The following is a 23,246-nucleotide window of genomic DNA, read 5'->3' as shown; positions in this document are numbered from 1 at the left end:
CCACTCAACTCTAGGTCGGGGTGTCCACGCCCGGAAAGAGACGTCCGTTACCGCGATATCGACATGTGCATTTCCGGCACCCGTCGTAACGTCAGACGTATGGCCCTCGGCACCGTGCGGCGTACGCCGCGGCTCACTCGTGCGCTCCTTCCGCTGGGCCTCGTCTTCCTCGCAGTCGGGATCTCCACCGCGCTGGTCGGCCCCTTCCTCTCCCTCTTCCTGAGCACCGAGGTCGACGCCGGCCCGCTGCAGGTGACGGTCTTCCTCGTCGTGGCGCCCCTGTCCGGGGTGCTCGGCTCGACCCTGATCGGGCGGCTGTCGGACCGGCGCCCCATCCGGCGCACGCTGCTCGTCATCGGCGCCGTGGCCGGCATGATCGGCTGCGGGCTCACCGCGGTGGTGCGCGACTACTGGATCCTGCTCGGCCTGACCGTCACGGCGATCGGCGTCGCCAACTCACTCTTCCCCCAATCCTTCGCGTACGCCCGCCAGGTGCTCGAACGCGACGCCCCCGACCGGGCCGCGATGGGCATCAGCGGCCTGCGGACGGTCTTCTCGCTGGCCTGGGTCGCGGGCCCGCCGCTGGCCGCCTTTTTGCTCGCCACCGGAGGATTCGCCTGGGTCTACGGCGGAGCCGCCGTCATGTACGCCCTGGCAGCCGCCATCGGCCTCTTCGGTCTGGACGAGATCGAGGCGCCCGCGCCGTCAGCGGCTCCCGGGGCCGGGCACGAGTCCGCCTTCCCCGCCACCGCGAGGTGGACGCTGCTGCTCACGGCCGCCGCCTTCACGCTGCTGCAGACGCCGCTGACGCTGGCCGTCCAGGCGTTGCCGTTGTTCATCCGCACCGACCTGCACGGGGAAGTCTCCTACGCGGGCCTGGTGCTCGGCCTCTGCGCGGCCCTGGAGATCCCGCTGATGCTGGGGCTGGGCGCGATGTCCACCCGGATGCCCATACGCGTGCTGCTCCTGGCCGGGGCCGCCTGCGGGATCGCGTACTACGGGCTGGTGGCGACGGCGACCGGGGTGTGGCTGCTCTTCGGCGCGCAACTGCTCAACGCGCTCTTCATCGCGGCGGTGTCCGGGCTCGGCATCACCTACATGCAGAACATGCTGCCGCAGCATCCCGGGCAGGCCACCACGCTGTTCACCAACTCGTTCCCGCTGGGCGCGATGCTCGCCGGGCCGCTGTTCGGGGTCGCGCAGCACTTCGGCTACCGGCACGCGTACGTGATCTGCACCGTCCTGTGCGCGGCGGGCCTGCTGCTGTTGACCGTGGTACGCCCGCCCACCCGTTACGGTGGAACGCGTGCGCGTACGGGTTGAGCAGACTCCACTTCCGGGCATCGGCGTCCGCCATGACCTGGTGACTTCGTCCGGACGTACCGTCGGGGTGGTCTCGCACCGCAACGGCCGTCGCGACCTGGTGCTGTATGACGTGGACGACCCCGACGCCTGCCTCGCCGCGATACCCCTCACCGACGACGAGGCGGAGGCCCTGGCCGACGTCCTCGGCGCCTCTCTCATGCTCGGGCAGCTCTCCGGCCTGCGCCAGCAGGCGGCGGGCCTGCTCACCGAGCAGGTCGCCCTGCCCGCCGGCTCCCCCTTCGTGGGCCGCGCCCTGGGTGACACCCGTGCCCGCACCCGCACGAGCGCCTCGATCGTGGCGGTCCTGCGCGACCGCGAGGTGATCGCCTCCCCCGGCCCGTCCTTCGTCTTCGAGGCGAACGACGTGGTCGTCGCCGTCGGCACCCGGCAGGGCCTGGACGGCGTCACCGCCATCCTCGCCGGCGACCACGGCGACTGAGGCGCCGGTGCACAGCACGACGGTCCTCCTGATCGAGGTCGGTGCGCTGCTCTTCGCGCTCGGCATGCTCGGCCGCCTCGGCCGCCGCATCGGGCTCTCCCCCATCCCGCTCTACCTGCTCGCCGGGCTCGCGTTCGGGCACGGCGGCCTCGTCCCGCTCTCGGCGAGCGGGGAGTTCATCGAGATCGGCGCCGAGATCGGTGTCATCCTGCTGCTGGTCATGCTGGGGCTGGAGTACTCGGCCACCGAGCTCGTCGGCAACCTGCGCTCGGCAGCACCCGCGGGCATCATCGACGCGCTGCTCAACGCCCTCCCCGGCGCCGGCTTCGCGCTGCTGCTCGGGTGGGGCTGGGAGGCGGCTCTTGTGCTGGCCGGTATCACCTGGGTCTCGTCGTCCGGCGTGATCGCCAAGGTGCTCGGCGACCTGGGCCGGCTCGGTAACCGCGAGACCCCGGTGATCCTCTCCGTACTGGTCATCGAGGACCTGGCGATGGCGTTCTACCTGCCGCTGGTCACCGCGGTGCTGGCCGGCGTCGGGCTGGCCGGCGGCATGAAGGCGCTGGCGGTCGCGGTGCTCACGGTGGTCGCGGTGCTGGTCGTGGCGATCCGGTACGGGCACGCCATCTCCAGCTTCATGTCGGTCAAGGACGCCGAGGCGCTGCTGCTGAGCGTGCTCGGCCTGACCCTGTTCGTGGCCGGCGTAGCGGCCGAGCTGAAGGTCTCGGCGGCGGTGGGCGCGTTCCTCGTGGGCATCGCCCTCTCCGGCCAGGTGGCGCACAGCGCCGTGCAGATGCTGTCGCCGCTGCGCGACCTCTTCGCCGCGGTCTTCTTCGTCTTCTTCGGCCTCTCCACCGACCCCGCCGCGATGCCGCCGGTGCTGCTGCCGGCGCTGGGCCTGGCCCTGCTCACGATGCTGACCAAGGTGCTGACCGGCGTCCTGGCCGCCCGCCGTGGCGGCATCGCGCTGCCGGGTCAGATCCGCGCCGGGCTTGCCCTGATGCCCCGCGGCGAGTTCTCGATCGTCATCGCCGGGCTGGCCGTCGCGTCCGGCGTCGAGCCCGAGCTGGCCCCGGTGGCGACCGCGTACGTGCTCATCACGGTCGTGAGCGGACCGCTTCTGGCCCGTCTGCCGGATTACGCCTGGTTCAAGAGCATCATCCGGCGGCGGATGGCGGTGCGCCGTCCGGCCGATGTCCTGCCCGTGGATTGACCAGTGGGTCGTCCCCGCAGCTCATTGCTACTGACCGGTATCTGAAAGTGATACTTCATCACTTCCGCAGAATGCCAGGTTCGCGCTAACGTGTCGCCGCGACAACATCGAGTGACAGGGTGACCAGCGACACGCCGGAACTTGAGGGGGCTCCCGGCGCAGGCGCGGGCCCTCTGCCGGAGGAGGTCGGCGGATGATCGAGCGTGTAGAGGCGGCATCGTGACTGTGCGCGAAGCGACGTTCTTCGGTTTCGCCAACCCGGTCGACCCGAGGCCGGAAGAGCTGCAGGCCTGGGCGTACCACCCCGAGGCCGTGCCGCTCGACTCCATGCCCTCGGACTGGGACCTGCTCATTGCGGGTGACGTGCTGGCGCCCACCCTGTTCGAGCTGGCGATGGACCGGCAGTGCCCGGCCCGCCGCTTCGCCCAGCACTGCATGTACATCTACGCGGCCGACGGCGTACGCCCCAACGCGTCCTCGCAGCGCAAGCGCCGCCTGAAGAAGTACGTGGAACGCGCCGAGGAGGTCGGCGACGAGCCGATGTCGATCTGGGCGCACAACTGCCGGGTGCTGATGACCCGCCCCGAGCTCTTCGACTACGAGGACTGGATTGAGGGCGGCCTGGTGCGCCACCCCCGCCGCCTCGCCCTCTTCGGCCGCCGCTGAGCCCGACGGCTATTCATCCCCGGAACGGCGCGGATTGTTTCCGGAACGGCGCGGTCGCCACACCACGAGGGCGGTCGACGGCGGCTCCCGGCGGACCAGGGCGCGTCCCGGGTACGGCCCCACCGACTCGAGCTGGGCGATCCTTTGGTACGCGGCGTCCAGCGCCGCCTCGAGCTGAGCGACCCGTTCCTGGAGCTCGCCCGCCAGCTGCTCGAGCCCGATGATCCGCTTGATGCCGGCCAGGTTGACCCCGTCCTCCTGGCTGAGCCGCTGCACCTCGCGCAGCAGGGCGACGTCCCGCTCGCTGTAGCGCCGGCCGCCACCACCGGCCCGGCCGGGCTGCACCAGGCCGAGCCGGTCGTACTGGCGCAGGGTCTGCGGGTGCATCCCGGCCAGCTTCGCGGCGACGGAGATGATCAGTACCTTCGCGTCGGAGGCCTGCTCCATCGAGATGCTGATCTCTTCATACATGTGCCACCTCCCGAAGGCTCATCATCCCCGGCGCAGCCGGGCCTCGATGCGGCCACGTTCCGGCGTGGGCGTGAGCTTGGCGAACCGCTCCAGCGCGTCCCGGGCCTCGTCCGACACCCCGGAGGGCACCTGAACCTCGACGGTGACGATCAGATCGCCCGCCTTGCCGTCGCGGCGTTGGACGCCCTTGCCGCGCGCCCGCAACTTGCGGCCGCTCGGCGTGCCCGGCGGGACCCGCAGTGTCACCGGGCTGTCCAGCGTGGGCACGCGCAGGTCGGTGCCGAGCACCGCTTCCGCGAAGCTGATCGGCACGGTCAGCGTGATGTCCTCGCCGGTGCGGCCGAACAGGTCGTCCGGGCGTACGCGGACCTGCACGTACAGGTCGCCGGCCGGGCCGCCCTTGTCCCCGGGCTCGCCGCGCCCGCTGAGCCGGATCCGCTGACCGTCGCCGACGCCGGCGGGGAAGCGGACGTTGATAGTGCGGTTCTTGGTGACCCCGCCCGTGCCCCGGCACTCCGGGCACTTCTCGTCGACGATGGCGCCCGCGCCCTGGCACTCCCGGCACGGCTCGGAGAAGCTGAACGACCCCTGGTTGCGGGAGATCAGCCCGGAACCGTGGCACTGCGGGCAGGCCCGCGGCACGGTGCCCGGCTTGGCACCGTTGCCGTGGCACGTGTCGCAGACGCCCGGCGACCGCAGCGTGAGCGGCAGCGTCGTGCCCTTCACCGCGTGCGCGAAGTCGAGCGTCACCTCCGCCTCCACGTCCCGGCCGCGCTGCGGGCCCCGGCGTCCACCCGGGCCGGCAGCGCCGCCCGAGAAGATCGAGCTGAAGATGTCCGAGAAACCGGCGCCACCGAACCGCCGGTCACCGGCTCCCGTGCCGGCGCCGGCTCCCGCGCCGGTGAACCCGCCGAACAGGTCGGACGGGTCGAACTGGCCGCTGCCACCGGCCCGGGCGCCACGACGGAACGCGCCCGAGCCGAACAGGGAGCGCATCTCGTCGTACTCTTTGCGCTTCCGGTCGTCGGAGAGCACGTCGTACGCCTCGGACGCCGCCTTGAACCGCTCCTCGGCGTCGTTGTTGCCGGGGTTGTGGTCGGGGTGGTTCTCCCGGGCCAGCTTCCGGTACGCCTTCTTGATGTCGTCGGCGGAGGCGGACTTGGCCACCCCGAGAACGGCGTAGAAGTCCTTCTCCAGCCAGTCCTTCGAACTCATCCAGCCCACCTCCTCCTACGGATGCGACAGGTCCCGCCCACCGGAAGGCGGGCGGGACGGAACATCGTCACGCGGGGTCGGCTACCGCGACCAGCGCGGGCCGCAGGAGCCGCTCGCCGAGGGTGTAGCCGCGGCGCATGACCTCGACGCAGGTCGGCTCCGTGACGTCGGCGGACGTCAGGTGGGCCACCGCCTCGTGGCGGGTCGGGTCGAACGGGTCGCCCTTCTCGCCGAAGGCCACCAACCCCAGCTTGCCGACCACCGCACCCAGCGACTCGGCGACCGCGGCGAACGGGCCGACCAGGTCGCCGTGCTCGCGGGCCCGGTCGACGTCGTCGAGCACCGGCAGCAGCGCGGTGAGCACCGAGCCGGTCGTCTGCTCGGCAGCCGTGCTGCGGTCCCGGTCGACGCGCTTGCGGTAGTTGGCGTACTCGGCCGTCACCCGCTGCAGGTCGCGGGTGCGCTCTTCCACGTCGGTGCGCAAGGCCTCGAGCTCCGCACCGAGACCCGGGGTGGGGGTCACCTCGTCCTCGAAGTCCTCGGCGGCGCGGTGCGCGCCACGCTTGGCCTCCATGGACTCCTCGGCCTCCTTGGTCACCGTGGTGTCCTTACCCTTCACGTCGATCTTGCGGCGATCGCGGATGACGACGCGCTCGGTCGCCTGACCGTCGTTCTCGTCGTCCGCGCGGCTCACTTCTTGTCGTCCTCGACGATCTCGGCGTCGACGACGTCGTCAGCGCCACCCTGCGGGCCTGCGCTCGCGCCGGCCGCGTCACCGGGCGCGCCCTGGGTGCCGTCGGGGCCGGGGGTCTCCTGCGTGCCCTCCTGCTGCTGCTGGGCGTAGAGCAGGGAACCGGCCTGCTGGGAGACCGTCGCCAGCTTCTCGTGCGCGGTCTTGATCTTCTCGATGTCGCTGCCGCCCAGCGCGCCGCGCAGGTCGCCCAGCGCCTCGCCGATCTGGTTGCGGGAGTCCTCGGGAAGCTTGTCGCCGCTCTCGGCCAGGAACTTCTCGGTCTGCCACTGAAGCTGCTCGGCGAGGTTGCGCGTCTCCGCGTCCTCCTTGCGCTTCTTGTCCTCGTCGGCGTGGTCCTGAGCGTCGCGCATCATGCGCTCGATGTCGTCCTTCGGCAGCGCGGAGCCGCCGGTGATCGTCATCTTCTGCTCCTTGCCGGTGCCCAGGTCCTTCGCGTGCACGTTCACGATGCCGTTGGCGTCGATGTCGAAGGTGACCTCGATCTGCGGCACGTTGCGCGGCGCAGGCGGCAGGCCGGTCAGCTCGAAGGTCCCGAGCTTCTTGTTGTACGCCGCGATCTCGCGCTCGCCCTGGAAGACCTGGATCAGCACGGACGGCTGGTTGTCGTCGGCCGTGGTGAAGACCTCGGAGCGCTTGGTCGGGATCGTGGTGTTGCGCTCGATGAGCTTGGTGAAGATGCCGCCCTTGGTCTCGATGCCCAGCGACAGCGGGGTCACGTCGAGCAGGAGGACGTCCTTGACCTCACCCTTGAGCACGCCGGCCTGCAGGGCGGCGCCGACGGCGACGACCTCGTCCGGGTTGACGCCCTTGTTGGCCTCGCGGCCGATGAGCTGCTGCACCAGCTCGGACACGGCGGGCATGCGGGTCGAGCCGCCGACCAGGATGACGTGGTCGACGTCGGAGACCTTGACGCCGGCGTCCTTGATCGCCTGCTCGAACGGCGCCTTGCAGCGGTCCAGCAGGTCCTGCGTCATGCGCTGGAACTCGGCCCGGGACAGGTTCATGTCCATGTGCAGCGGGCCCGAGGGCCCGGCCGTGATGTACGGCAGGTTGATGCTCGTGGTGGTCGCGGCCGACAGCTCGATCTTGGCCTTCTCGGCGGCCTCGCGAAGCCGCTGGAGAGCCATCTTGTCCTGCGACAGGTCGATGCCGTTCTCGCCGCGGAACGTCTTGACCAGGTGGTCAATGATCCGCTGGTCCCAGTCGTCGCCGCCGAGGTGGTTGTCACCGGAGGTCGACTTGACCTCGATGACGCCCTCGCCGAGCTCGAGCAGGGAGACGTCGAAGGTGCCGCCGCCGAGGTCGAAGACCAGGACGGTCTGCTCCTTGGAGCCCTTGTCCAGGCCATACGCCAGCGCGGCCGCGGTGGGCTCGTTCACGATGCGCAGGACGTTGAAGCCCGCGATCTCGCCGGCCTCCTTGGTGGCCTGCCGCTGCGCGTCGTTGAAGTAGGCCGGGACGGTGATGACCGCGTCGGTGACGGTCTCGCCGAGGTAGGCCTCGGAGTCGCGCTTGAGCTTCATGAGCACCCGCGCGGAGATCTCCTGCGGGGTGTACTTCTTGCCGTCGATGTCGATGGACCAGTTGGTGCCGACCTCGCGCTTGACCGAACGGATGGTCCGGTCGGGGTTGGTCACCGCCTGACGCTTGGCGACCTCGCCCACGAGCACCTCGCCGTTGCGCGCGAAGGCGACGATGGACGGGGTCGTCCGAGCACCCTCCGCGTTGGCGACGACGGTGGGCTCGCCTCCTTCCAGAACGCTGACGCAGGAGTTCGTGGTGCCGAGGTCGATGCCGACCGCTCGTGCCATGTTCGCTTCCTCGCTTCTAACCAGGTGTCTACTACAAGCTTCGGGTCACAAGTTGAGTGGACCGGACTCAATGATGCCACGGGATCACCAGTCCGCAAGTGGAAGTTGAGTCAACCCGGCGCAACCCCCGTGCCGAAGGTTCCCGTCCGGTCACGAGGAGTGGGGTACCTGTTGTCTGCGATGCATAGATCGGGCACGCTTTACCCGTGACGACGCACGGTGACGCGGTCGGACCGTCGGCCACGCCCGCCGTAGCCGACGCCCCCCTGACAAAAGCCCAGACCAACGGTGGTCCGGCCAGGTCCGCCGGCGCCGCCGGATCCTCCGGTACGCCCACAGCCTCCCCAACCGCAGCACCCCCCGAGCCGGAATCGATGGCAAAGACAGGCGAACCCGAGGAACGAGGCACTACCGCGCCCTCCGAGCCCCCGGAGGCGTCGGCACCCCCCGCCCCGAAACCGGACGCCGCCCCCACGGCCGCCGCCGCGGCTTCCACCTCCACCGAGCCACCCAACGACGTGACCGCCGACGACGACGCGGCCGACGAGACCGGCGCGAAGGCCGACGCGGCCGACAAGCTCACCACCGAGGACGCCCCCGACGAGGTCACCGCGGAGGATGACGTCACCGACGAACTCACCACCGAGGACGAAGGTTCCGCCGAGGTCACGGCCGAGGACGACGCCACCGCCGAGGTCACGGGCGAGGACGACGCCACCGGGGAAGCCCCGACCGAGCCGATCGGCGAGCCCGCACCGGAACCCGTGAGGGACGAGGCGCCGTCGACGCCGGAGTGGCCGCCGACCAGCGCCTCCACCACCGGAAACGTCGTCACGACCCAGACCCGTCCGGCCACGCTCGACGACCTCGGCCCCCGCCCGGCCCCGGAGAGCGCTCCCGCGACCCCGGCCGACGCACCGCCCCAACCGGTCGAGCCACCACCGGCCGTCGGCCGCCTGGCGACCGCCCTGTCCCAGCTCCGGGCGACGATCGGCGGGACCACGTACCCGCTGGTCATGCCCTCGGCCGCCGAGGCCGGCCGGATCGGCGACGCGCTGGTGTCGCAGCTGGACGACTACCTGCTGCCGCGCCTGGCCCGCCTCGACGCCCCGCTGCTCGTGGTCGTCGGCGGCTCCACCGGCGCCGGCAAGTCCACACTGGTCAACAGCCTGGTCCGGGCCCCGGTCAGCACCGCCGGCGTCCTGCGCCCGACCACCCGATCGCCGGTGCTTGTGAGCCACCCGTCGGACGCCTCCTGGTTCCGCAAGGGCGAGCTACTGCCCGGCCTGACGCGCACCGCGGAGCCCACCTCCGACCCGAAGACGCTGCAGCTGGTCTCGGCTCCGGCGCTCGGGCCCGGGCTGGCGTTCCTCGACGCCCCGGACATCGACTCGGTCGTGGACCGCAACCGGCAACTGGCGGCGCAACTGCTGGCCGCGGCCGATCTGTGGCTCTTCGTGACCACCGCCGCGCGCTATGCGGACGCCGTACCGTGGGAACTGCTGAAGACGGCCCGGCTGCGCGGCACCGTGATCGCGCTGGTGCTGGATCGCGTGCCCCCGGAGGCCGCCGGGGAGGTCTCCGCGCACCTGGCGGAGATGCTCACCGAGCACGACATGGGCGCCGCGCCGCTGTTCGTGCTGCCGGAGACCACTCTGGACGGCCAGGGGCTGCTCCCCGAGGACGAGATGCGGCAGCTGCACGACTGGTTCGCGCAGCTCGCGGCCGACGCCAACGCCCGGTCCACGGTCGTGCGCCAGACGCTCGACGGCGCGCTCGCCGCGCTCGGGCCGGCCGTCGAAGGGCTGGCCGCCGCCGCCGATGAGCAGGCGGTCGCCGCCAAGGCCCTCGACGAACGGGTGACCCTGGCCTACCGCAACGCCCGCCGGACCATGGAGGAAGGCCTGCAGGACGGCCGGCTGCTGCGCGGCGAGGTGCTCGCCCGCTGGCAGGAGTTCATCGGCACGGGCGAGTTCCTGCGGACCCTGGAGTCGCGGATCGGCCAGCTGCGGGACCGGCTCGTCGCCGCGGTCACCGGCCGCCCCGCGCCCGGGCGCAACCTGCAGGCGGCGCTCGAATCGCAGCTGGTCACGCTGCTGCGCGGGGTAGCTTCGGACGCCGCCGAGAACGCGTACTCGGCCTGGCAGGCGCATCCCGCCGGGGCCGGGCTGCTGGAGCCTGCGCTGCAGAAGCCGTCGGCGGACCTGCCGCAGCGGGCCGAGCGCGTGGTCCGCGACTGGCAGCAGTGGGTGCTCGAGCTCGTCCGCACCGAGGCCGCCGACAAGCGCGTCGTAGCCCGCGGTGCCGCGTACGCGGTCAACGGCATCGGGCTGGCCGTGATGATCGCGGTCTTCACGTCCACCGCCTTCATCCCCACCGGCGCCGAGGTGGCGGTCGGTGCGGGCACCACGGTGGCGGCGCAGAAGGTGCTCGAGGCGATCTTCGGCGACCAGGCGATCCGCACCCTCGCCGCCCGGGCGCGCGAGGAACTGGCGTCCCGGGTTAACGTGCTGCTCGACGCGGAGGCGGCCCGCTACACGGACCGCACCGCCGCGGTGGGACTCGAACTCGAACCGGGTGTCACCCTGCGGCGGGCCGCGGCCGGCGTGGAGCGTGCCAGGGAGGAACTCGCGTTGACCGGGACGCCGTCATGAGCCTCGTCGAGAAGGTGAAGCGTGCCCTGAGCGGCGACGATCGCGTCGACGCCGAGCAGCTCACCGAGCGGCTGAACGCGCTGCAGCGGTTCCTGCGCGTCACCGACCCGTACCTTCCGGACAACGACCTGGTCGCCGCGCACACGCTGGTCGAGCGGGCGGGCAGCCGGCTGTCGCTGTCCCAGGACCACACCGTGGTCGCGCTGGCCGGCAGCACGGGCAGCGGCAAGTCGAGCCTGTTCAACGCGCTCGCCCGGCTGAAGCTCTCGCCGGTGGGGGTACGCCGGCCGACGACCGGGGTCGCCCACGCCTGCGTGTGGGGCCCGCTCGAGCCGGCCAACCGGCTGCTCGACTGGGTCGGTGTCCTGCCCCGGCACCGCTTCATCCGGGAGAGCGCCCTCGACGCCGACGACGAGGCCGCGCTGCGCGGACTGGTCCTGCTCGACCTGCCCGACTTCGACTCCGTGGAACGCGGCCACCGGCTCGAGGTGGACCGGCTGCTCGGCCTGGTCGACCAGGTCGTGTGGGTGGTCGACCCGCAGAAGTACGGCGACCGCATCCTGCACAACGCCTACCTGCGGCAGTTCCGCTCGCACGCCGACGTGACGATCGTGGTGCTCAACCAGGCCGACCGGCTCTCGCCCGCCGACACCGACCTCGTGCTGACCGATCTCAAGCGGCTGCTCGACGAGGACGGCCTCACCGGCGTACCCACGATGGCCACCTCGGCGAAGCAGCCGGGCATGCTCAACGAGCTGCGGTCCGCGCTGGAGAAGACGGTCGCGGAACGACAGGCCGCGCTGCGCCGCCTCGCCGGGGATCTGGACACGGTCGCCGAGCAACTGGCCGCCACGATCGGGCCGCCCGCCGCGGAGGACGAGGTCGACCGCGCGACCGTACGCCAGCTCAGCGACGCCCTCGCCGCCTCCGCCGGGGTGCCCGCAGTCGCCGCCGCCACCGAGGGGGCCTACCGGCACCGGGCGATCGCCAGCACCGGCTGGCCGCTGCTGCGCGGCGTACGGAAACTGCGGCCGGATCCGCTCAAGCGACTGCACATCTCGTCGGAGAAGCCCGCCGAGGAGGGACCCTTGGAGCTCGTACCGGTGTCGCGGACGTCGCTGCCCGAGGCCGACGCCGCGCAGAAGTCCGCGGTCGGTCTCTCGGTCCGGGCGGTGGCCGCCCGGGCGGCCGCGCCGATCCCCGACGTCTGGGCGCCGGCGCTGAACACGGCCGCCCGGTCCCGGCTCGGCGACCTGCCCGACGCGCTCGACCGGGCGGTGGCGAAGACCGACATCGGCATGAGTCGCAAGCCGTTCTGGTGGACGGCGGTCGGCCTGCTGCAGTGGCTCTTCACGATCGCCGCGGTGGTGGGCCTCGGCTGGCTCCTCGCCGGGTACGCGGTCCGCATCCTCGGCCTGCCCGCCTTCGACAACCCGAAGGTCGGCGAGGTGCCGCTGCCCACATTGTTGCTGCTCGGTGGCCTGATACTCGGGTTGCTGCTGGCCGTGCTGCTGCGCCCGATCGTCAACGTGGGCGCCCGGCGCGCGGGCCGGCGGGCCGAGCAACGGCTGCGCTCGTCGGTCACCGAGGTCGGCCGCGAGCACGTCGTGGCGCCCGTGCGCGAGGTGCTGAACGCGTACGCCCAAGCCCGTGAGGCGCTGACCGTCGTCCGTTCGGAATAGGGCCCGCAAGCTGCACTACCGGTAGGCTCGGCGGCATGGCGGCACCTCAGAATCCGTACGACGCGGTCCTCCACGCCGCCCGGGACGTGGCGAAGCTCGGCTGTGCCCTGGATGCCGAGATGCTGGGCACCGCCCTGCTGGGCAGCGTGTACTCGGTGGCGGAGACCGACCGCGCGACGGCGGTCCGCGAGTTCGTCGGCCAGTTCCTCGCCGTCACGAGCCGCCGCCGCACGGCCTCCGCCACGACGATCCGCGAGGTGTTCGCGGCGCTCGTGCCGGACGCCGAGGGCGCGGACCAGGTCAAACGTGGAGCGCAGTCGCCGCCGTGGGTCGCCCTGCTCGGCCGGGTGCGGCCCACCGGCTGCTACGCATACGGCGACGTGTACGGCGATCAGACGTCCTATCTGGTCACGTTCGCGTACGACGACACCGAGGAGGGCGGCCCGGAACACGCGGTCGTCGCGCTCGTGGACCACAACATCGGCATCATCAAGGACGTCTTCGTCGGCGGCCCGGCGGACCGCATCCTCGGCCAGGTCCGGGAGATGTGCGCGGGCGACGAGCTCACCTGGTTCCGCGAGGAGGACCCGGGTCGGCTGCGCGCCGAGGTCAGCCGCCACCTCGAGATCACCGACGGCCTCACCGACCTGCCGCAGGACGGCAACCTGGCGACCGACCACACGCTGGCCAGCGCCCGCCTGGCCCTGCTGCCGAAGGCGACGGTGCCGCCGCTGCCGGAGCCGCCGGAGCTCAGCGCCCCGGACCGGGAGCGGCTGCTGCGAGACTTCCTCGGGTCACCCGAGGCGGCGCGTTTCGGCCTGGACCGGGTCTCGGCCGACGACGAGCTGGCCTCCCTGCACTTCTGTCTCAGCCTGCTGCTCGACCACGCGGCCGGCCTGCCCGACGCGGACCCGCTGCGCTGGAGCCCGGCGGTCGCCGGGCTGTTCCTGCTCGACTGGGTGCACCGTCGGGCCGTCCTCGACATGGACGACGCGGCGATGCTGCCCCGGGTGACCCGGGCCTGGTCCGCGTACGCGATGCGCAAGAAGGGCCTGCCGGAGGCGGCGACCGAGCAGACGGACACGGTGGTCGAGGAGATGATCCCCGAGTTCGCGCGCCTGTACGCGACCGGCGAGAAGCGCAGCCCGGCGACGGCGGCGGTGGCTCAGCTGATCTCGGAGGGCGTCGACCCGAACGATCCGGAGGCCATCGACGCCTGGATCGAGACCAACCGGCACCGCCTCACCGACGACTCCTGAGCGGTCCTCACCACCGGTTGGTGTGGTCCGCGTGGTGGCGGCCCGGCCGCGAGCTGCGCAACACGGCCGCGGTGGGGGTCTCCTCGGCCCGGTGGCTGCCCCGGTAGGACCGCGCATCCCCGGCCCGGTGATGGCGGTGGCTGTTATGGGTACGGCCGGTGCCGACGGCGGACTTGACGTTCTGCGGGCGTTCGGTCATTGCGGACCTCCGGCTGATGTGGGACCGGGCCGGCGCGGCCCAGCGATGACTGACGATCTCCTCGAGGCGCTTCGGCTGCTGCGCGCGCCGCGTTTCCGTGACGGTCGCCTTGAGGCCGTGCCGCCCGGTGGGCTCGATGTGGACGGTGACGGTGCGCCGCGGCCCGTCCCGGTGGTGAGACCAGTGGGCGCGGTGGTTGGCGTCCTCGCACTGTTTGTGGGGCGACCGGTCGGGGCGGTGGTGATGCGACGGCCGGGACGAGCATTGGGTGCGGTCGGCGCACCACGGCGGCCGCACCGGCTTACCGGGCGGCGACTCCGGATCACCGGGCTCACCAGGCTGGTCGGGCTCGTCGGGCTCCTCGGAATCATCCGAATCGTTCTGTCCCCCGGAATCCTGGCCTCCGTCGTGGTCACTGGAGTCGTCGTCCCGACCCCAACCGCCGTCGTTCTCCCAGCCGTCGCCGTCGTCGTCGCTCTGCGAGTCGTCGCCGTCGTTCTCCGGGTCGTTGACGCCGTCTTCGTCACCCGTGTCCGGACCGGTGCCCTCGGCGTCCGACTCGGTTCCCCCTGTCCCGTCGTCCGATTCGTCCGAATCGACGGCCCGGTGCGGCTTGCTCGGCGTCGTTGCCACTCCCACCGGCAGGCCGGGGCGGTGCTCGCCCGCACCCTCATCCGCCCCGGAACGCCTGCTCACGGCGTACCCGGAAGGCTTGATCTTTCTCTTCTGGGCCTGGCCCCGGACCGGGGGCGCGGGCGAACCGCTGTCGGCCGACGACGGCGGGACCTGGATCGGGCCGGTCGACGCCGGCGGGATGAAGGGGACGTCCGTGACCGTCGACCCCCCGCCCGCGAGCTCGTTCGAGCCCGCGGTGATCGCCGCGAGGGTCGGCAGCGAGGCCAGGCCGACGAGCATCACCACGAGCAGCACGTAACGCCGGGTGGGGCCGGTGAGACCCTCCGCGCTGTAGACGCCGTTGAGGCGCTTGCGCAACACCTTGATCGGTGGCACGAGCCCTTCGTCGTTCGGCTGCTGCGACACTGCCGGAACCCTCCCCAGAGTTGAGATCCCGATGGACCCGTCGGCTGCAGAGGGGAACGACGCATGTGCCTTTTCGCAGCGGCGCCCATCGTCCGTTCAGACGGAAGTGAAGGTACGAAAACCACTTATACGGACAAAAACGGGCACCGATGCCTCGGCAACATTTCGGATCTGTGATCGACCTGACCTGTGGCGCCACTCACGTTCTCTGCGAGGATGGGGGCGACGGCACCGCCGCCGTTGCCTGCGGACCAAGCGGGGTGCGGTGGGGGTCGTCACTCCCCGGCGGGGTCTGCAACTCCGCCGAAGGACCGCGCGGCAACCTCACCCGGGCCAGGCGCGGCGCACCAGCGGTCAGCCGCGCGGACGGGCAACACCCGCCGTGGGCGCAGAGATGAACAGGGAGACACGGATGGCGAACGACGAAAGCGAAGCTGGGGTAGACGCCCCGGCCGGCGGTTTCGTTCAACTGCTGACCCCCGACGGCGAGCACGTCGACAGCGTCACCACGCCCGAGGGCGTGACGTACTCGGTCGACTTCACCGACGACGAATACCGCGAGCTGTACAAGGACCTCGTCACGGTCCGGCGCCTCGACGCCGAAGCGACCGCCCTGCAGCGGCAGGGCGAGCTCGGCATCTGGGCCAGCCTGCTGGGTCAGGAGGCCGCACAGGTCGGCTCGGGGCGCGCGCTGCGGCCCCAGGACATGGCGTTCCCGACGTACCGCGAGCACGGCGTGCTCTACACCCGCGGGATCGACCCGATCATGCCGTTCGGCCTGTTCCGCGGAGTCGACCAGGGCGGCTGGGACCCGAACAAGTACAAGTTCAACACGTACACCATCGTGATCGGCTCGCAGACGCTGCACGCGACCGGCTACGCCATGGGCGTGACCATGGACGGCAAGACCGGCACCCCCGACGGCGAGGCGGTCATCGCGTACTTCGGTGACGGCGCCACCAGCCAGGGCGAGGTCAACGAGTCGTTCGTGTGGGCCGGCGTGTTCAACGCGCCGATGGTCTTCTTCTGCCAGAACAACCAGTACGCGATCTCGGAGCCGCTCGAGCGCCAGACGCGCATCCCGCTCTACCGGCGGGCCGCGGGCTACGGCTTCCCGGGCGTACGGATCGACGGCAACGACGTGCTGGCCACGTACGCGGTGACCCGGGCGGCGCTGGACAACGCGCGCAACGGCGAGGGCCCGACGCTGATCGAGGCGTACACCTACCGGATGGGCGCGCACACCAGCTCCGACGACCCGACCCGCTACCGCATCGCCAGCGAGGTCGAGTCCTGGAAGGCGAAGGACCCGATCAGCCGGCTCAAGGCGTTCCTGACCAAGCAGCAGCTGGCCGACGACACCTTCTTCGGCGAGGTCGACGACAGCGCCCGCAAGCTGGCCCTGGACCTGCGCGAACGGGTGCTGGCCATGCCGGACCCGCAGCCGGTCACCCTGTTCGACAACGTCTACCCCAACGGTTCGCCCGAGGTCGACGCGCAGCGCAAGCAGTTCGCCGACTACCAGGCCTCGTTCGAGGGGAGCGCCCACTGATGAGCGAGACGATCACCCTGGGCAAAGCCCTCAACCACGGCCTGCGCCGCGCCCTCGAGAACGACTCCAAGGTCGTCATCATGGGCGAGGACGTCGGCAAGCTCGGCGGCGTCTTCCGGATCACCGACGGCCTGCAGAAGGACTTCGGCGAGGACCGCGTCATCGACACCCCGCTGGCCGAGGCCGGCATCATCGGCACCGCGGTCGGCCTCGCCATCCGCGGCTACCGGCCGGTGTGCGAGATCCAGTTCGACGGCTTCGTCTTCCCGGCGTACAACCAGATCGTCGCCCAGGTCGCGAAGATGTACTACCGCTCGCTGGGCAACGTGCGCATCCCGATCGTCATCCGCATCCCGTACGGCGGCGGCATCGGCGCGGTCGAGCACCACTCCGAGTCGCCCGAGGCGTACTTCGCGCACACCCCCGGCCTCAAGGTCGTGACGTGCTCGAACCCCGCGGACGCGTACGCGATGATCCAGCAGTCGATCACCTCGGACGACCCGATCGTCTTCTTCGAGCCGAAGCGGCGCTACTGGGAGAAGGGTGAGGTCGACCTCGATCTCGACCTGTCGTCGGCGTACCCGCTGCACGCCTCCCGCGTGGCCCGCGAGGGCACCGACGCGACCGTGATCGCCTACGGCCCGATGGTCCGCGTGGCGCTCGACGCCGCGACGGCCGCCCAGGAGGACGGCCGCAGCCTCGAGGTCATCGACCTGCGCACCCTCTCCCCGCTGGACCTCGGCCCGGTCTACGACTCGATCCGCAAGACGGGCCGCGCCGTGATCGTGCACGAGGCCCCCGGCAACCTGGGCATGGGTGCGGAGCTCGCCGCCCGGATCACCGAGGAGTGCTTCTACTCCCTCGAGGCGCCGGTCCTGCGGGTGACGGGCTTCGACGTGCCCTACCCGGCGGCCCGCGTCGAGGAGGAGTACCTCCCGGACCTGGACCGGGTCCTGGACGCCATCGACCGCTCGTTCGGCTGGTGACGCGGATGTCCCGGGTCAAAGAGTTCACCCTGCCCGACCTCGGCGAGGGCCTGACCGAGGGCGAGATCCTCGCGTGGCTGGTCAAGGTCGGCGACACGATCGAGCTGAACCAGCCGATCGTCGAGGTCGAGACGGCCAAGGCCGCGGTCGAGATCCCCGCGAAGTGGGCGGGCGTCGTGACGCGCATCTTCCACGAGGCGGGCACGACCGTCGAGGTCGGTTCGCCGATCGTCGCGATCGACACGGATCCGTCGGCCGGCCCCTTGCCAGCCGACGGGGATTCGGCCGGCCCGGCCGGGCCGGTTCTGCCGGCTCCGTCGGCGGAGTCGCTCGCCGCGGTGGAGATCGCGCCCGAGGAGGGTGCGGTCGAGCCCGGCCTCATCGGTGGTCCCGCTCCGGGGGGCCGCACGGCGGTGCTGGTCGGATACGGCCCGCGCACGGTGGCTGCCAAGCGCCGAGCCCGCATCGGTACGCCCACAGCCGCTCCCTCGGTGCCGCCTTTGGTGTCGCCTGCTCCCGCGGCTCCTGTGCCTCCTGCGCCGGCTCCCGTGGCTTCGCCGGCCTCGCGGGCCGGTGGGCCTGTTCTCGCCAAGCCGCCGGTCCGGAAGCTGGCCAAGGATCTCGGTGTCGACCTGCATTCGCTGGCCGGTAGCGGCCCGCTCGGCTCGGTGACCCGGGACGACGTGCAGCAGGCAGCCGCGGCCGCCCTGGCCCCGGCTCCCGTGGCCAACGGCACGGCCGCCGCGAACGGCACCGCGCCGGCTGTCTTCGACGCCTCGCGCGAGCAGCGGATCCCGATCAAGGGCGTCCGCAAGCTGACCGCCGAGAACATGGTCGCGTCGGCATTCACGGCACCGCACGTCACCGAGTTCCTCACCGTCGACGTGACGCGGTCCATGAAGTCGCTGGAGCGGCTCAAGACCCGGCCGGAGTTCCGCGACGTACGAGTCTCGCCGCTGCTGCTCGTCGCCAAGGCCGTACTCCTCGCGATCAAACGTCACCCCATGGTCAACTCGACCTGGTCGGGCGCGACGAACGAGATCGTGGTCAAGGAGTACGTGAACCTGGGCATCGCGGCGGCGACCGAGCGCGGCCTGATCGTCCCGAACGTCAAGGACGCCGGCCGGCTCACGCTGCGGGAACTGGCCGACGCTCTGAACGGTTTGGTGCAGGTCGCGAAGTCCGGCAAGACGCCACCGTCCGACATGTCGGGTGGAACCTTCTCCATCACCAATGTCGGTGTGTTCGGCGTCGACACCGGGACGCCCATCCTGCCGCCGGGCGAGTCGGCGATCCTGGCCTTCGGAGCGATCCGCCCGATGCCGTGGGTCCACAAGGGGAAGATCAAGATTCGCCAGGTCACCACGCTGGGCCTCTCGTTCGACCACCGGATCGTGGACGGCGAACTGGGCTCCAAGTTCCTGCGCGACATCGGCGCCTTCCTCGAGGACCCCGAGGGAGCGCTACTCTCCTGGACGTAGCTTTCATCGGCAGGAGGCTTACCAAACCTTAGATTATTAGGCTGGTAAGCGAGATCACCCCCTACATCGTTGGCAACCGGTGTTCCGGCGCGGTTCAATGGACTTAGCGCCGAAACACCGGCACAACGAGACGAAGGCCCACAAGGCCAGGGGAGTGAGAACCATGACCACCATCGACCGCATCCGTGCCCGCCGGGACGCCAAGCGCGAAGCCCGCGCCATCGAGCGGGCGTGGAAGGCCGCCCCGACGCAGTCGATGCGCAACGAGATCGCCATCTTCTCGCAGCAGCGCGTCTTCTGATCCAAGGGACGCCAGCCGTCCCACGACCGCGTCTTCTGATCGCCTCCCGATCGACGCGGCACCCGAGGCCCCGACCTGTGCACAGGTCGGGGCCTCGTCATGTCCCGCCCCAACTCGGCCATGTCTGCTTGATGAGACACCGCCGTGTGCATGATCACGTTCGGTGGTTTCCCGCCCTGTCAACCGCTCCGGACGGCGTACACCGGGATTCCGACAGTCGTCCTCGCCCGGTACGGTGGGGCACGGTCACCGCCCCGGCTCGGCCGGCCGGGCGTAGTGACCGGGGTCACGCCCAGCTCTGCAAGGTCGGCCGCGTTCGTGCATAAGCTGGCACGGCCGACAGCCATGGAGGAGGCGGATATGACGTCCGAGGGCCAGCAAGCCGGCCACCAGCCGGGGGCCACGTCGGGCGGCGGAGCCGAGCCGTTCGGCACCGACGGCTTCCCGCCGGACGCCTTCCCACCCGACACGGACGGCCCCCGGCCGCCCGACCGGACCCCGTCGTACCCCCACGCCCAGGACTCGTTCCCGAGCGCGTACGCCCCGCCACCGCAGTCGACCCCGAACGGCGGCTCGCCGTTCGTGGTGCCCGCGGTGCCGCCCGCCGGGCAGGCGCCGGTCGGCCAAGGTCCCGCCTTCGGCCCCGCGGCGGCGAAGTTCTCGTCGGCCGGGTCGGCCCGGGTTCCGTCCCAGGACGGCCCCGGCACGCCGCCGGCGGCTTTCCCGGCCGGGCCCGACTCACGACTGCCTGCTGGTCCCGCTGTGCCCGAGTCCCGGCCCGGCGGGTCTGCCGGCGCTGCGCCGGGTCCTGCTCAGCGGTCCGGTTCCGCTTTCGGTCCCGCTGCTGGTGCCGCGAATCCTTACGCTTCCGGGCCCTCCCTGGGCTCGCCGCAGCCCGCGAGCCCGCTGCCTGGCCCGGCCGAGCAGTTCCCGCCGAGTGCTCCCGGCCCGCCCTCGCGCGGCGCCTCCGCTCTGCCTTCTCGCGACGCCTCGGGCGTGCCGTCCCGCGACGCTTTGCCGTCCCGCAACGGCTCCGCTCTGCCCTCTCGCGATGCTCTGCCCTCTCGTGATGCCAGCACGGGCCTTGGTCCCGCAGCCCAGGTCCCGGCCGGTCAGGCACCGGCGCGGCAGGAGGAGCCGCCGTCCTCGGCCTGGGCCCCGCCCCCGGCCGTACAGCCGTCCTCCGAGAGCAACCCGTTCGAGCCGCAGCCGTTCCGCCAAGCCTCGGGCGGCCAGCTGCCGCAGCGCTCACCGGGCATCGCCGGCGGGCCGCTTTCCGGCCCGGTGGGTGAGTTCAACGGATTCACCCCGCTCAAGACGCCGCAGCAGGCCGAGGGTCCCCGTCGCATCCCGTTCGAGCGTGCCGCCGACTCACCCGCCGACGAGCAGTCATCCGGCCGCCCTCCCGGCGTGTCAGCCTTCGGCGACCAGCGCGTCCGCGTCCCCGGCGCCACGTTGACCGGTCTGCCGGACGGCCCGCCTGCCGCCACCGGTCCCGCTCGTGGTGGCTCACCCGACAGCGGCTTCCCCGTACGCGGCCAGGCCCCCGAAGGCGCGAGCTTCCCGCTCCGGGGCTCGTCGTCCGGTGACACCGGCAGCTTCGCCGGCCGCAAGGATGCCGCCGCCTTCACCGACGGCATCGATCCCGCCTTTGCCGACCCCCAAGCCTTACCCGCCGATGCCGAATCCGAGCCCTTCGATAACCGCGACAATTCCGGCGCCTTCGGCAGCCGAGCCGATGCAAGCCCCTTCGGTGGTTCAGGCGATGCGAGTGCCTTCGGCAGCCGCGATGCAGGTTCGCTCGGCGGCCCGGACGACCAAGGCGGTTTCGGCGGTCGAAGCCCCTTCGGTGACCACGACGACCGGGCCGGCTCCGGTGGCCAGGGATACCCGCAGCGAGTGCCGGGCGCAGCCCTGAGCACCGGCGGTGCACCGGTCGCGACCGAGCCGCGCAACCAGGCTGCCGTCCCGCAGCCCCGCGACGCAGCCGAGCAACCCGAACCGGGCACCGACGGTTTCGGCCCGGCCAAGGGTTCCGCCCGCCCGGTATCGGCAAGCGCGTCCGTACCGGTGGCGAGCCGCGTCGCTCCGTTGGACGGCGAAGAGATCCCGCCGCCGTCCCCGACGCCGCAGTCCCGTGTCTACGGGCGCCCCGCCGCCGCACCTGAGCAGGACGAGGACGGCCCCCGCCCGAGTTCGCCCTTCGACAATGAGGAACGCCCTGACGGCACATCGTTCGGCGCCGCCCCGATGTCGGGCGAGTTCGGCAGTGCCCCTCCGTCCGACGGATTCGGCAGCGCACCGTCGTCCGGCGGATTCGGCACCGCACCGGCTTCGGGAGCATTCGGCGCCCGGCCGGAAATCTCGCCGGAGCGCCCGTTCGGTCAGCCGGACGCCGCCGACGACCAGGGTCCCTTCGGCCAGCGAACCGACTCCGACGCACCCGGCGACCAGCGTCTCTACGGCCGGCGCCCCGACTCCGACGCACCCGACGGTCAGCGTCTCTACGGGTCGCCGTCCGGTCCGGACGCATCCGGCGAGCAGCATCTGTTCGGGCCCCGGCCGACGTCCGGACCCGGTTCCTCGCCTGCCGGAGCCGGCGCCCGCCCGGTGAGCGGCGGCTTCGGCCCGGCGCCGGACGGTCACCGCTTCGGCCCCGATGGTGACGACGCCCCCTCAGGTGGCTTCGACGAGCAGCCCGCGCAGGACCGCTTCGGCCCACCGCCGAACCGGCCCGGAACGTACGGCACCCCGGCACCCGGCCGGCCCGAAAGCGCACCGCCCGCCGACTCGGCGTTCGGCGCAGCCCCGGGTCCGTTCGGGACAGCGCCTACCTCCGGCGGCGCCGACCCGTCGGGCCGTGTCTCGGGTCGCGCGACGGCCAGTGCCCGCGTGGCGCCTCCCGGCCAGCCGTTCACCCCGGCGCCGGCCGCGCCCGCACCGCAGGCCCCTGACGGCAGGGACGGTCCCGACCCCGCGGCGTTCAGCGAGTTCACCACGGACATCGCGGGCCGCGGCCGTTCGGGACAGCCGAGCCAGGACGGCCCGGCCCCCAGCAGCCCAGCGGGCCACCCCGGCCCGTTCTCCGGCAGCCCAGCAGGGCAGCCCGGCCGCTACGGCCCGGCTCCTGGCAGTCCGGCAATCCACCCCGGCGGCCCCGCAGCTCAACCCGGCCACTACGGTCCGGCCCCCAGCAGCCCGGCGGGCCACCCCGGCCCCATATCCGGCAGCCCCGCGGGTCAGCCCGGTCCGATGTCCGGCGGCCCCACGGGTGAGCCCGGACCGATGTCCGGCGGCCCCGCGGGTCAGCCCGGACCGATCTCCGGCGGCCCGGCAGGACAACCGGGCCACTACGGCCCGGTTCCGGGCAACCCGTCCGCCCGGACCATGCCGCCGGACTACGCCGAGCACACGAACGACGTAGCGGGCCGCGGCCAGGGACCGGCGCAGCCCTACGTGCCCGCTCCCGCCCTACCGGCGATGCACGCCGCGCCGCCGCTGGAGAACGGTTTTCCGCCGGCGCCGGCTGCCGACTCCACGCAGCCGTTCGGCGAACGGCCGCGGATGGGTGGCGTCTTCCCCGGGCCGGCGAACCGGGCCACGGTGGCCCCGCCGCCGGATCCGGATCAGACGGCCAGCTGGCCGGGCAGCGGGGATCAGGATCCGGACCAGGACCGCTTCGCCTCGTACAAGCCCGACACGCAGCCGGTCGCGGAGCCGGCCAAGCCCGAGACTCCACATGTACGGATGCTGCCGGTGATCCTCGGCGTGATCCTCGGCGCGGGCCTGCTGGTCGGGTTGACGTTCGGCATCACGTGGCTGATCGCCCGCGGCTCGAGCGACGGGACCTTCTCCGTGAGCACCGGCGACTGCGTCCGGCGCGACGGGGAAGAGGCGGTGACCGCCAAGTGTGGTGACGCCGGCTCGTACGAGGTGACGTCGATCGTCGACACGAAGGAGCAGTGCCCGGACCCGGGCCAGCCGTACGTGTTGAACCCGACCGGCGACAACAAGACCCAGGTGCTCTGCTTGAAGCAGCGAGGCTGACCCTCCGCGCCGGGCCTGGAGGCCCGGCGCGGACGAGTCCGCAGGACGGCGCACAGCAAAGTCTGAGTGACATATGCAGCATCTGCATATTTGCTCGCGACCAGTTGTCACGC

Annotated in this window: 17 protein-coding genes; 12 read left to right on the top strand and 5 right to left on the bottom strand. The window is 71.8% G+C overall.

Translation table 11 applies throughout. From position 1 onward, the window contains the following. Positions 1 to 99 precede the first annotated feature (99 nt). From AB0368_RS18870 to AB0368_RS18855, 4 genes are all read left to right on the top strand, one after another. Positions 100 to 1,323: a sugar efflux transporter gene (locus AB0368_RS18870; protein ID WP_366155153.1), complete on the top strand. Its 1,224-nt coding sequence runs from the start codon at positions 100 to 102 to the stop codon at positions 1,321 to 1,323. Beyond that, on the top strand, positions 1,307 to 1,804 hold the full coding sequence (locus AB0368_RS18865; protein ID WP_366155152.1) for a cation:proton antiporter regulatory subunit: 498 nt from the start codon (positions 1,307 to 1,309) through the stop codon (positions 1,802 to 1,804). Before AB0368_RS18870 ends, AB0368_RS18865 begins: the two co-directional genes overlap by 17 nt. A gap of 7 nt (positions 1,805 to 1,811) precedes the next feature. After that, a complete protein-coding gene (locus tag AB0368_RS18860; protein ID WP_366155151.1) occupies positions 1,812 to 3,014 on the top strand; it encodes a cation:proton antiporter in 1,203 nt (400 codons plus the stop codon). A 219-nt stretch (positions 3,015 to 3,233) separates the two neighbouring features. Beyond that, positions 3,234 to 3,680 carry a hypothetical protein gene (locus tag AB0368_RS18855; RefSeq protein WP_364709603.1) on the top strand — a complete coding sequence of 149 codons (447 nt, stop codon included), beginning with the start codon at positions 3,234 to 3,236 and terminating at the stop codon, positions 3,678 to 3,680. Between the two features lie 9 nt (positions 3,681 to 3,689). Here AB0368_RS18855 and AB0368_RS18850 read toward each other — a convergent pair whose 3' ends face one another. The 4 genes from AB0368_RS18850 to dnaK all read right to left on the bottom strand — a co-directional run bounded on the left by AB0368_RS18850 (position 3,690) and on the right by dnaK (position 7,931). Then, the gene (locus AB0368_RS18850; RefSeq protein ID WP_366155150.1) at positions 3,690 to 4,151 is read right to left on the bottom strand and encodes a MerR family transcriptional regulator; all 462 of its coding nucleotides are present in this window, start codon (positions 4,149 to 4,151) and stop codon (positions 3,690 to 3,692) included. Positions 4,152 to 4,172: 21 nt separating this feature from the next. Then, the gene (gene dnaJ / locus AB0368_RS18845; RefSeq protein WP_366155149.1) at positions 4,173 to 5,366 is read right to left on the bottom strand and encodes a molecular chaperone DnaJ; all 1,194 of its coding nucleotides are present in this window, start codon (positions 5,364 to 5,366) and stop codon (positions 4,173 to 4,175) included. A gap of 67 nt (positions 5,367 to 5,433) precedes the next feature. Further along, positions 5,434 to 6,060 (bottom strand): nucleotide exchange factor GrpE, encoded by a 627-nt coding sequence (gene grpE, locus AB0368_RS18840; protein ID WP_366155148.1) that lies wholly within the window; start codon positions 6,058 to 6,060, stop codon positions 5,434 to 5,436. After that, positions 6,057 to 7,931 (bottom strand): molecular chaperone DnaK, encoded by a 1,875-nt coding sequence (gene dnaK, locus AB0368_RS18835; RefSeq protein WP_366155147.1) that lies wholly within the window; start codon positions 7,929 to 7,931, stop codon positions 6,057 to 6,059. The genes grpE and dnaK overlap by 4 nt, the downstream gene beginning before the upstream one ends. A gap of 956 nt (positions 7,932 to 8,887) precedes the next feature. Between dnaK and AB0368_RS18830 the strand changes: the two genes are divergently transcribed. From AB0368_RS18830 to AB0368_RS18820, 3 genes are read left to right on the top strand one after another with little or no spacing between them, the layout of a single operon-like run. Beyond that, positions 8,888 to 10,585, top strand: coding sequence for an ABC transporter (locus AB0368_RS18830; protein ID WP_366155233.1), 1,698 nt, complete (start codon positions 8,888 to 8,890; stop codon positions 10,583 to 10,585). Beyond that, complete coding sequence (locus AB0368_RS18825) at positions 10,582 to 12,267, top strand: GTPase (protein WP_366155146.1); 1,686 nt, start codon at positions 10,582 to 10,584, stop codon at positions 12,265 to 12,267. The genes AB0368_RS18830 and AB0368_RS18825 overlap by 4 nt, the downstream gene beginning before the upstream one ends. 35 nt (positions 12,268 to 12,302) lie before the next feature. After that, a complete protein-coding gene (locus tag AB0368_RS18820) occupies positions 12,303 to 13,526 on the top strand; it encodes a hypothetical protein (RefSeq protein WP_366155145.1) in 1,224 nt (407 codons plus the stop codon). A gap of 7 nt (positions 13,527 to 13,533) precedes the next feature. Here the strand turns inward: AB0368_RS18820 and AB0368_RS18815 are convergent, their stop codons facing one another. Then, entirely contained in the window at positions 13,534 to 14,766 is a 1,233-nt protein-coding gene (locus tag AB0368_RS18815) for a hypothetical protein (protein ID WP_366155144.1), read from the bottom strand. A 412-nt stretch (positions 14,767 to 15,178) separates the two neighbouring features. On the opposite strand from AB0368_RS18815, the gene pdhA reads away from it, so the two are divergent. The 5 genes from pdhA (at position 15,179) to AB0368_RS18790 (ending at position 23,133) form a co-directional block, all read left to right on the top strand. Next, positions 15,179 to 16,318, top strand: coding sequence for a pyruvate dehydrogenase (acetyl-transferring) E1 component subunit alpha (pdhA, locus tag AB0368_RS18810; RefSeq protein ID WP_366155143.1), 1,140 nt, complete (start codon positions 15,179 to 15,181; stop codon positions 16,316 to 16,318). Then, complete coding sequence (locus AB0368_RS18805) at positions 16,315 to 17,304, top strand: alpha-ketoacid dehydrogenase subunit beta (protein ID WP_366155232.1); 990 nt, start codon at positions 16,315 to 16,317, stop codon at positions 17,302 to 17,304. Before pdhA ends, AB0368_RS18805 begins: the two co-directional genes overlap by 4 nt. Positions 17,305 to 17,309: 5 nt before the next feature. Then, positions 17,310 to 18,785: a dihydrolipoamide acetyltransferase family protein gene (locus tag AB0368_RS18800; protein ID WP_366155142.1), complete on the top strand. Its 1,476-nt coding sequence runs from the start codon at positions 17,310 to 17,312 to the stop codon at positions 18,783 to 18,785. Between the two features lie 163 nt (positions 18,786 to 18,948). Then, positions 18,949 to 19,086 carry a hypothetical protein gene (locus AB0368_RS18795; RefSeq protein ID WP_366155141.1) on the top strand — a complete coding sequence of 46 codons (138 nt, stop codon included), beginning with the start codon at positions 18,949 to 18,951 and terminating at the stop codon, positions 19,084 to 19,086. Between the two features lie 360 nt (positions 19,087 to 19,446). Further along, positions 19,447 to 23,133 (top strand): hypothetical protein, encoded by a 3,687-nt coding sequence (locus tag AB0368_RS18790; RefSeq protein ID WP_366155140.1) that lies wholly within the window; start codon positions 19,447 to 19,449, stop codon positions 23,131 to 23,133. Positions 23,134 to 23,246: the final 113 nt, after the last annotated feature.

Source organism: Actinoplanes sp. NPDC051475 (genome assembly GCF_040689425.1).
Lineage (GTDB): Bacteria > Actinomycetota > Actinomycetes > Mycobacteriales > Micromonosporaceae > Actinoplanes.
Note: the sequence above shows the minus strand (reverse complement) of the source record. Positions and strands in the feature narration are given on the sequence as shown.

Coding starts and splice junctions, on each gene's coding strand:
- AB0368_RS18870 (WP_366155153.1), top strand. CDS start 100: ATGGCCCTCGGCACCGTGCGGCGTACGCCGCGGCTCACTCGTGCGCTC.
- AB0368_RS18850 (WP_366155150.1), bottom strand. CDS start 4,151: ATGTATGAAGAGATCAGCATCTCGATGGAGCAGGCCTCCGACGCGAAG.
- dnaJ (WP_366155149.1), bottom strand. CDS start 5,366: ATGAGTTCGAAGGACTGGCTGGAGAAGGACTTCTACGCCGTTCTCGGG.
- dnaK (WP_366155147.1), bottom strand. CDS start 7,931: ATGGCACGAGCGGTCGGCATCGACCTCGGCACCACGAACTCCTGCGTC.
- AB0368_RS18825 (WP_366155146.1), top strand. CDS start 10,582: ATGAGCCTCGTCGAGAAGGTGAAGCGTGCCCTGAGCGGCGACGATCGC.
- AB0368_RS18820 (WP_366155145.1), top strand. CDS start 12,303: ATGGCGGCACCTCAGAATCCGTACGACGCGGTCCTCCACGCCGCCCGG.
- pdhA (WP_366155143.1), top strand. CDS start 15,179: ATGGCGAACGACGAAAGCGAAGCTGGGGTAGACGCCCCGGCCGGCGGT.
- AB0368_RS18800 (WP_366155142.1), top strand. CDS start 17,310: ATGTCCCGGGTCAAAGAGTTCACCCTGCCCGACCTCGGCGAGGGCCTG.
- AB0368_RS18795 (WP_366155141.1), top strand. CDS start 18,949: ATGACCACCATCGACCGCATCCGTGCCCGCCGGGACGCCAAGCGCGAA.
- AB0368_RS18790 (WP_366155140.1), top strand. CDS start 19,447: ATGACGTCCGAGGGCCAGCAAGCCGGCCACCAGCCGGGGGCCACGTCG.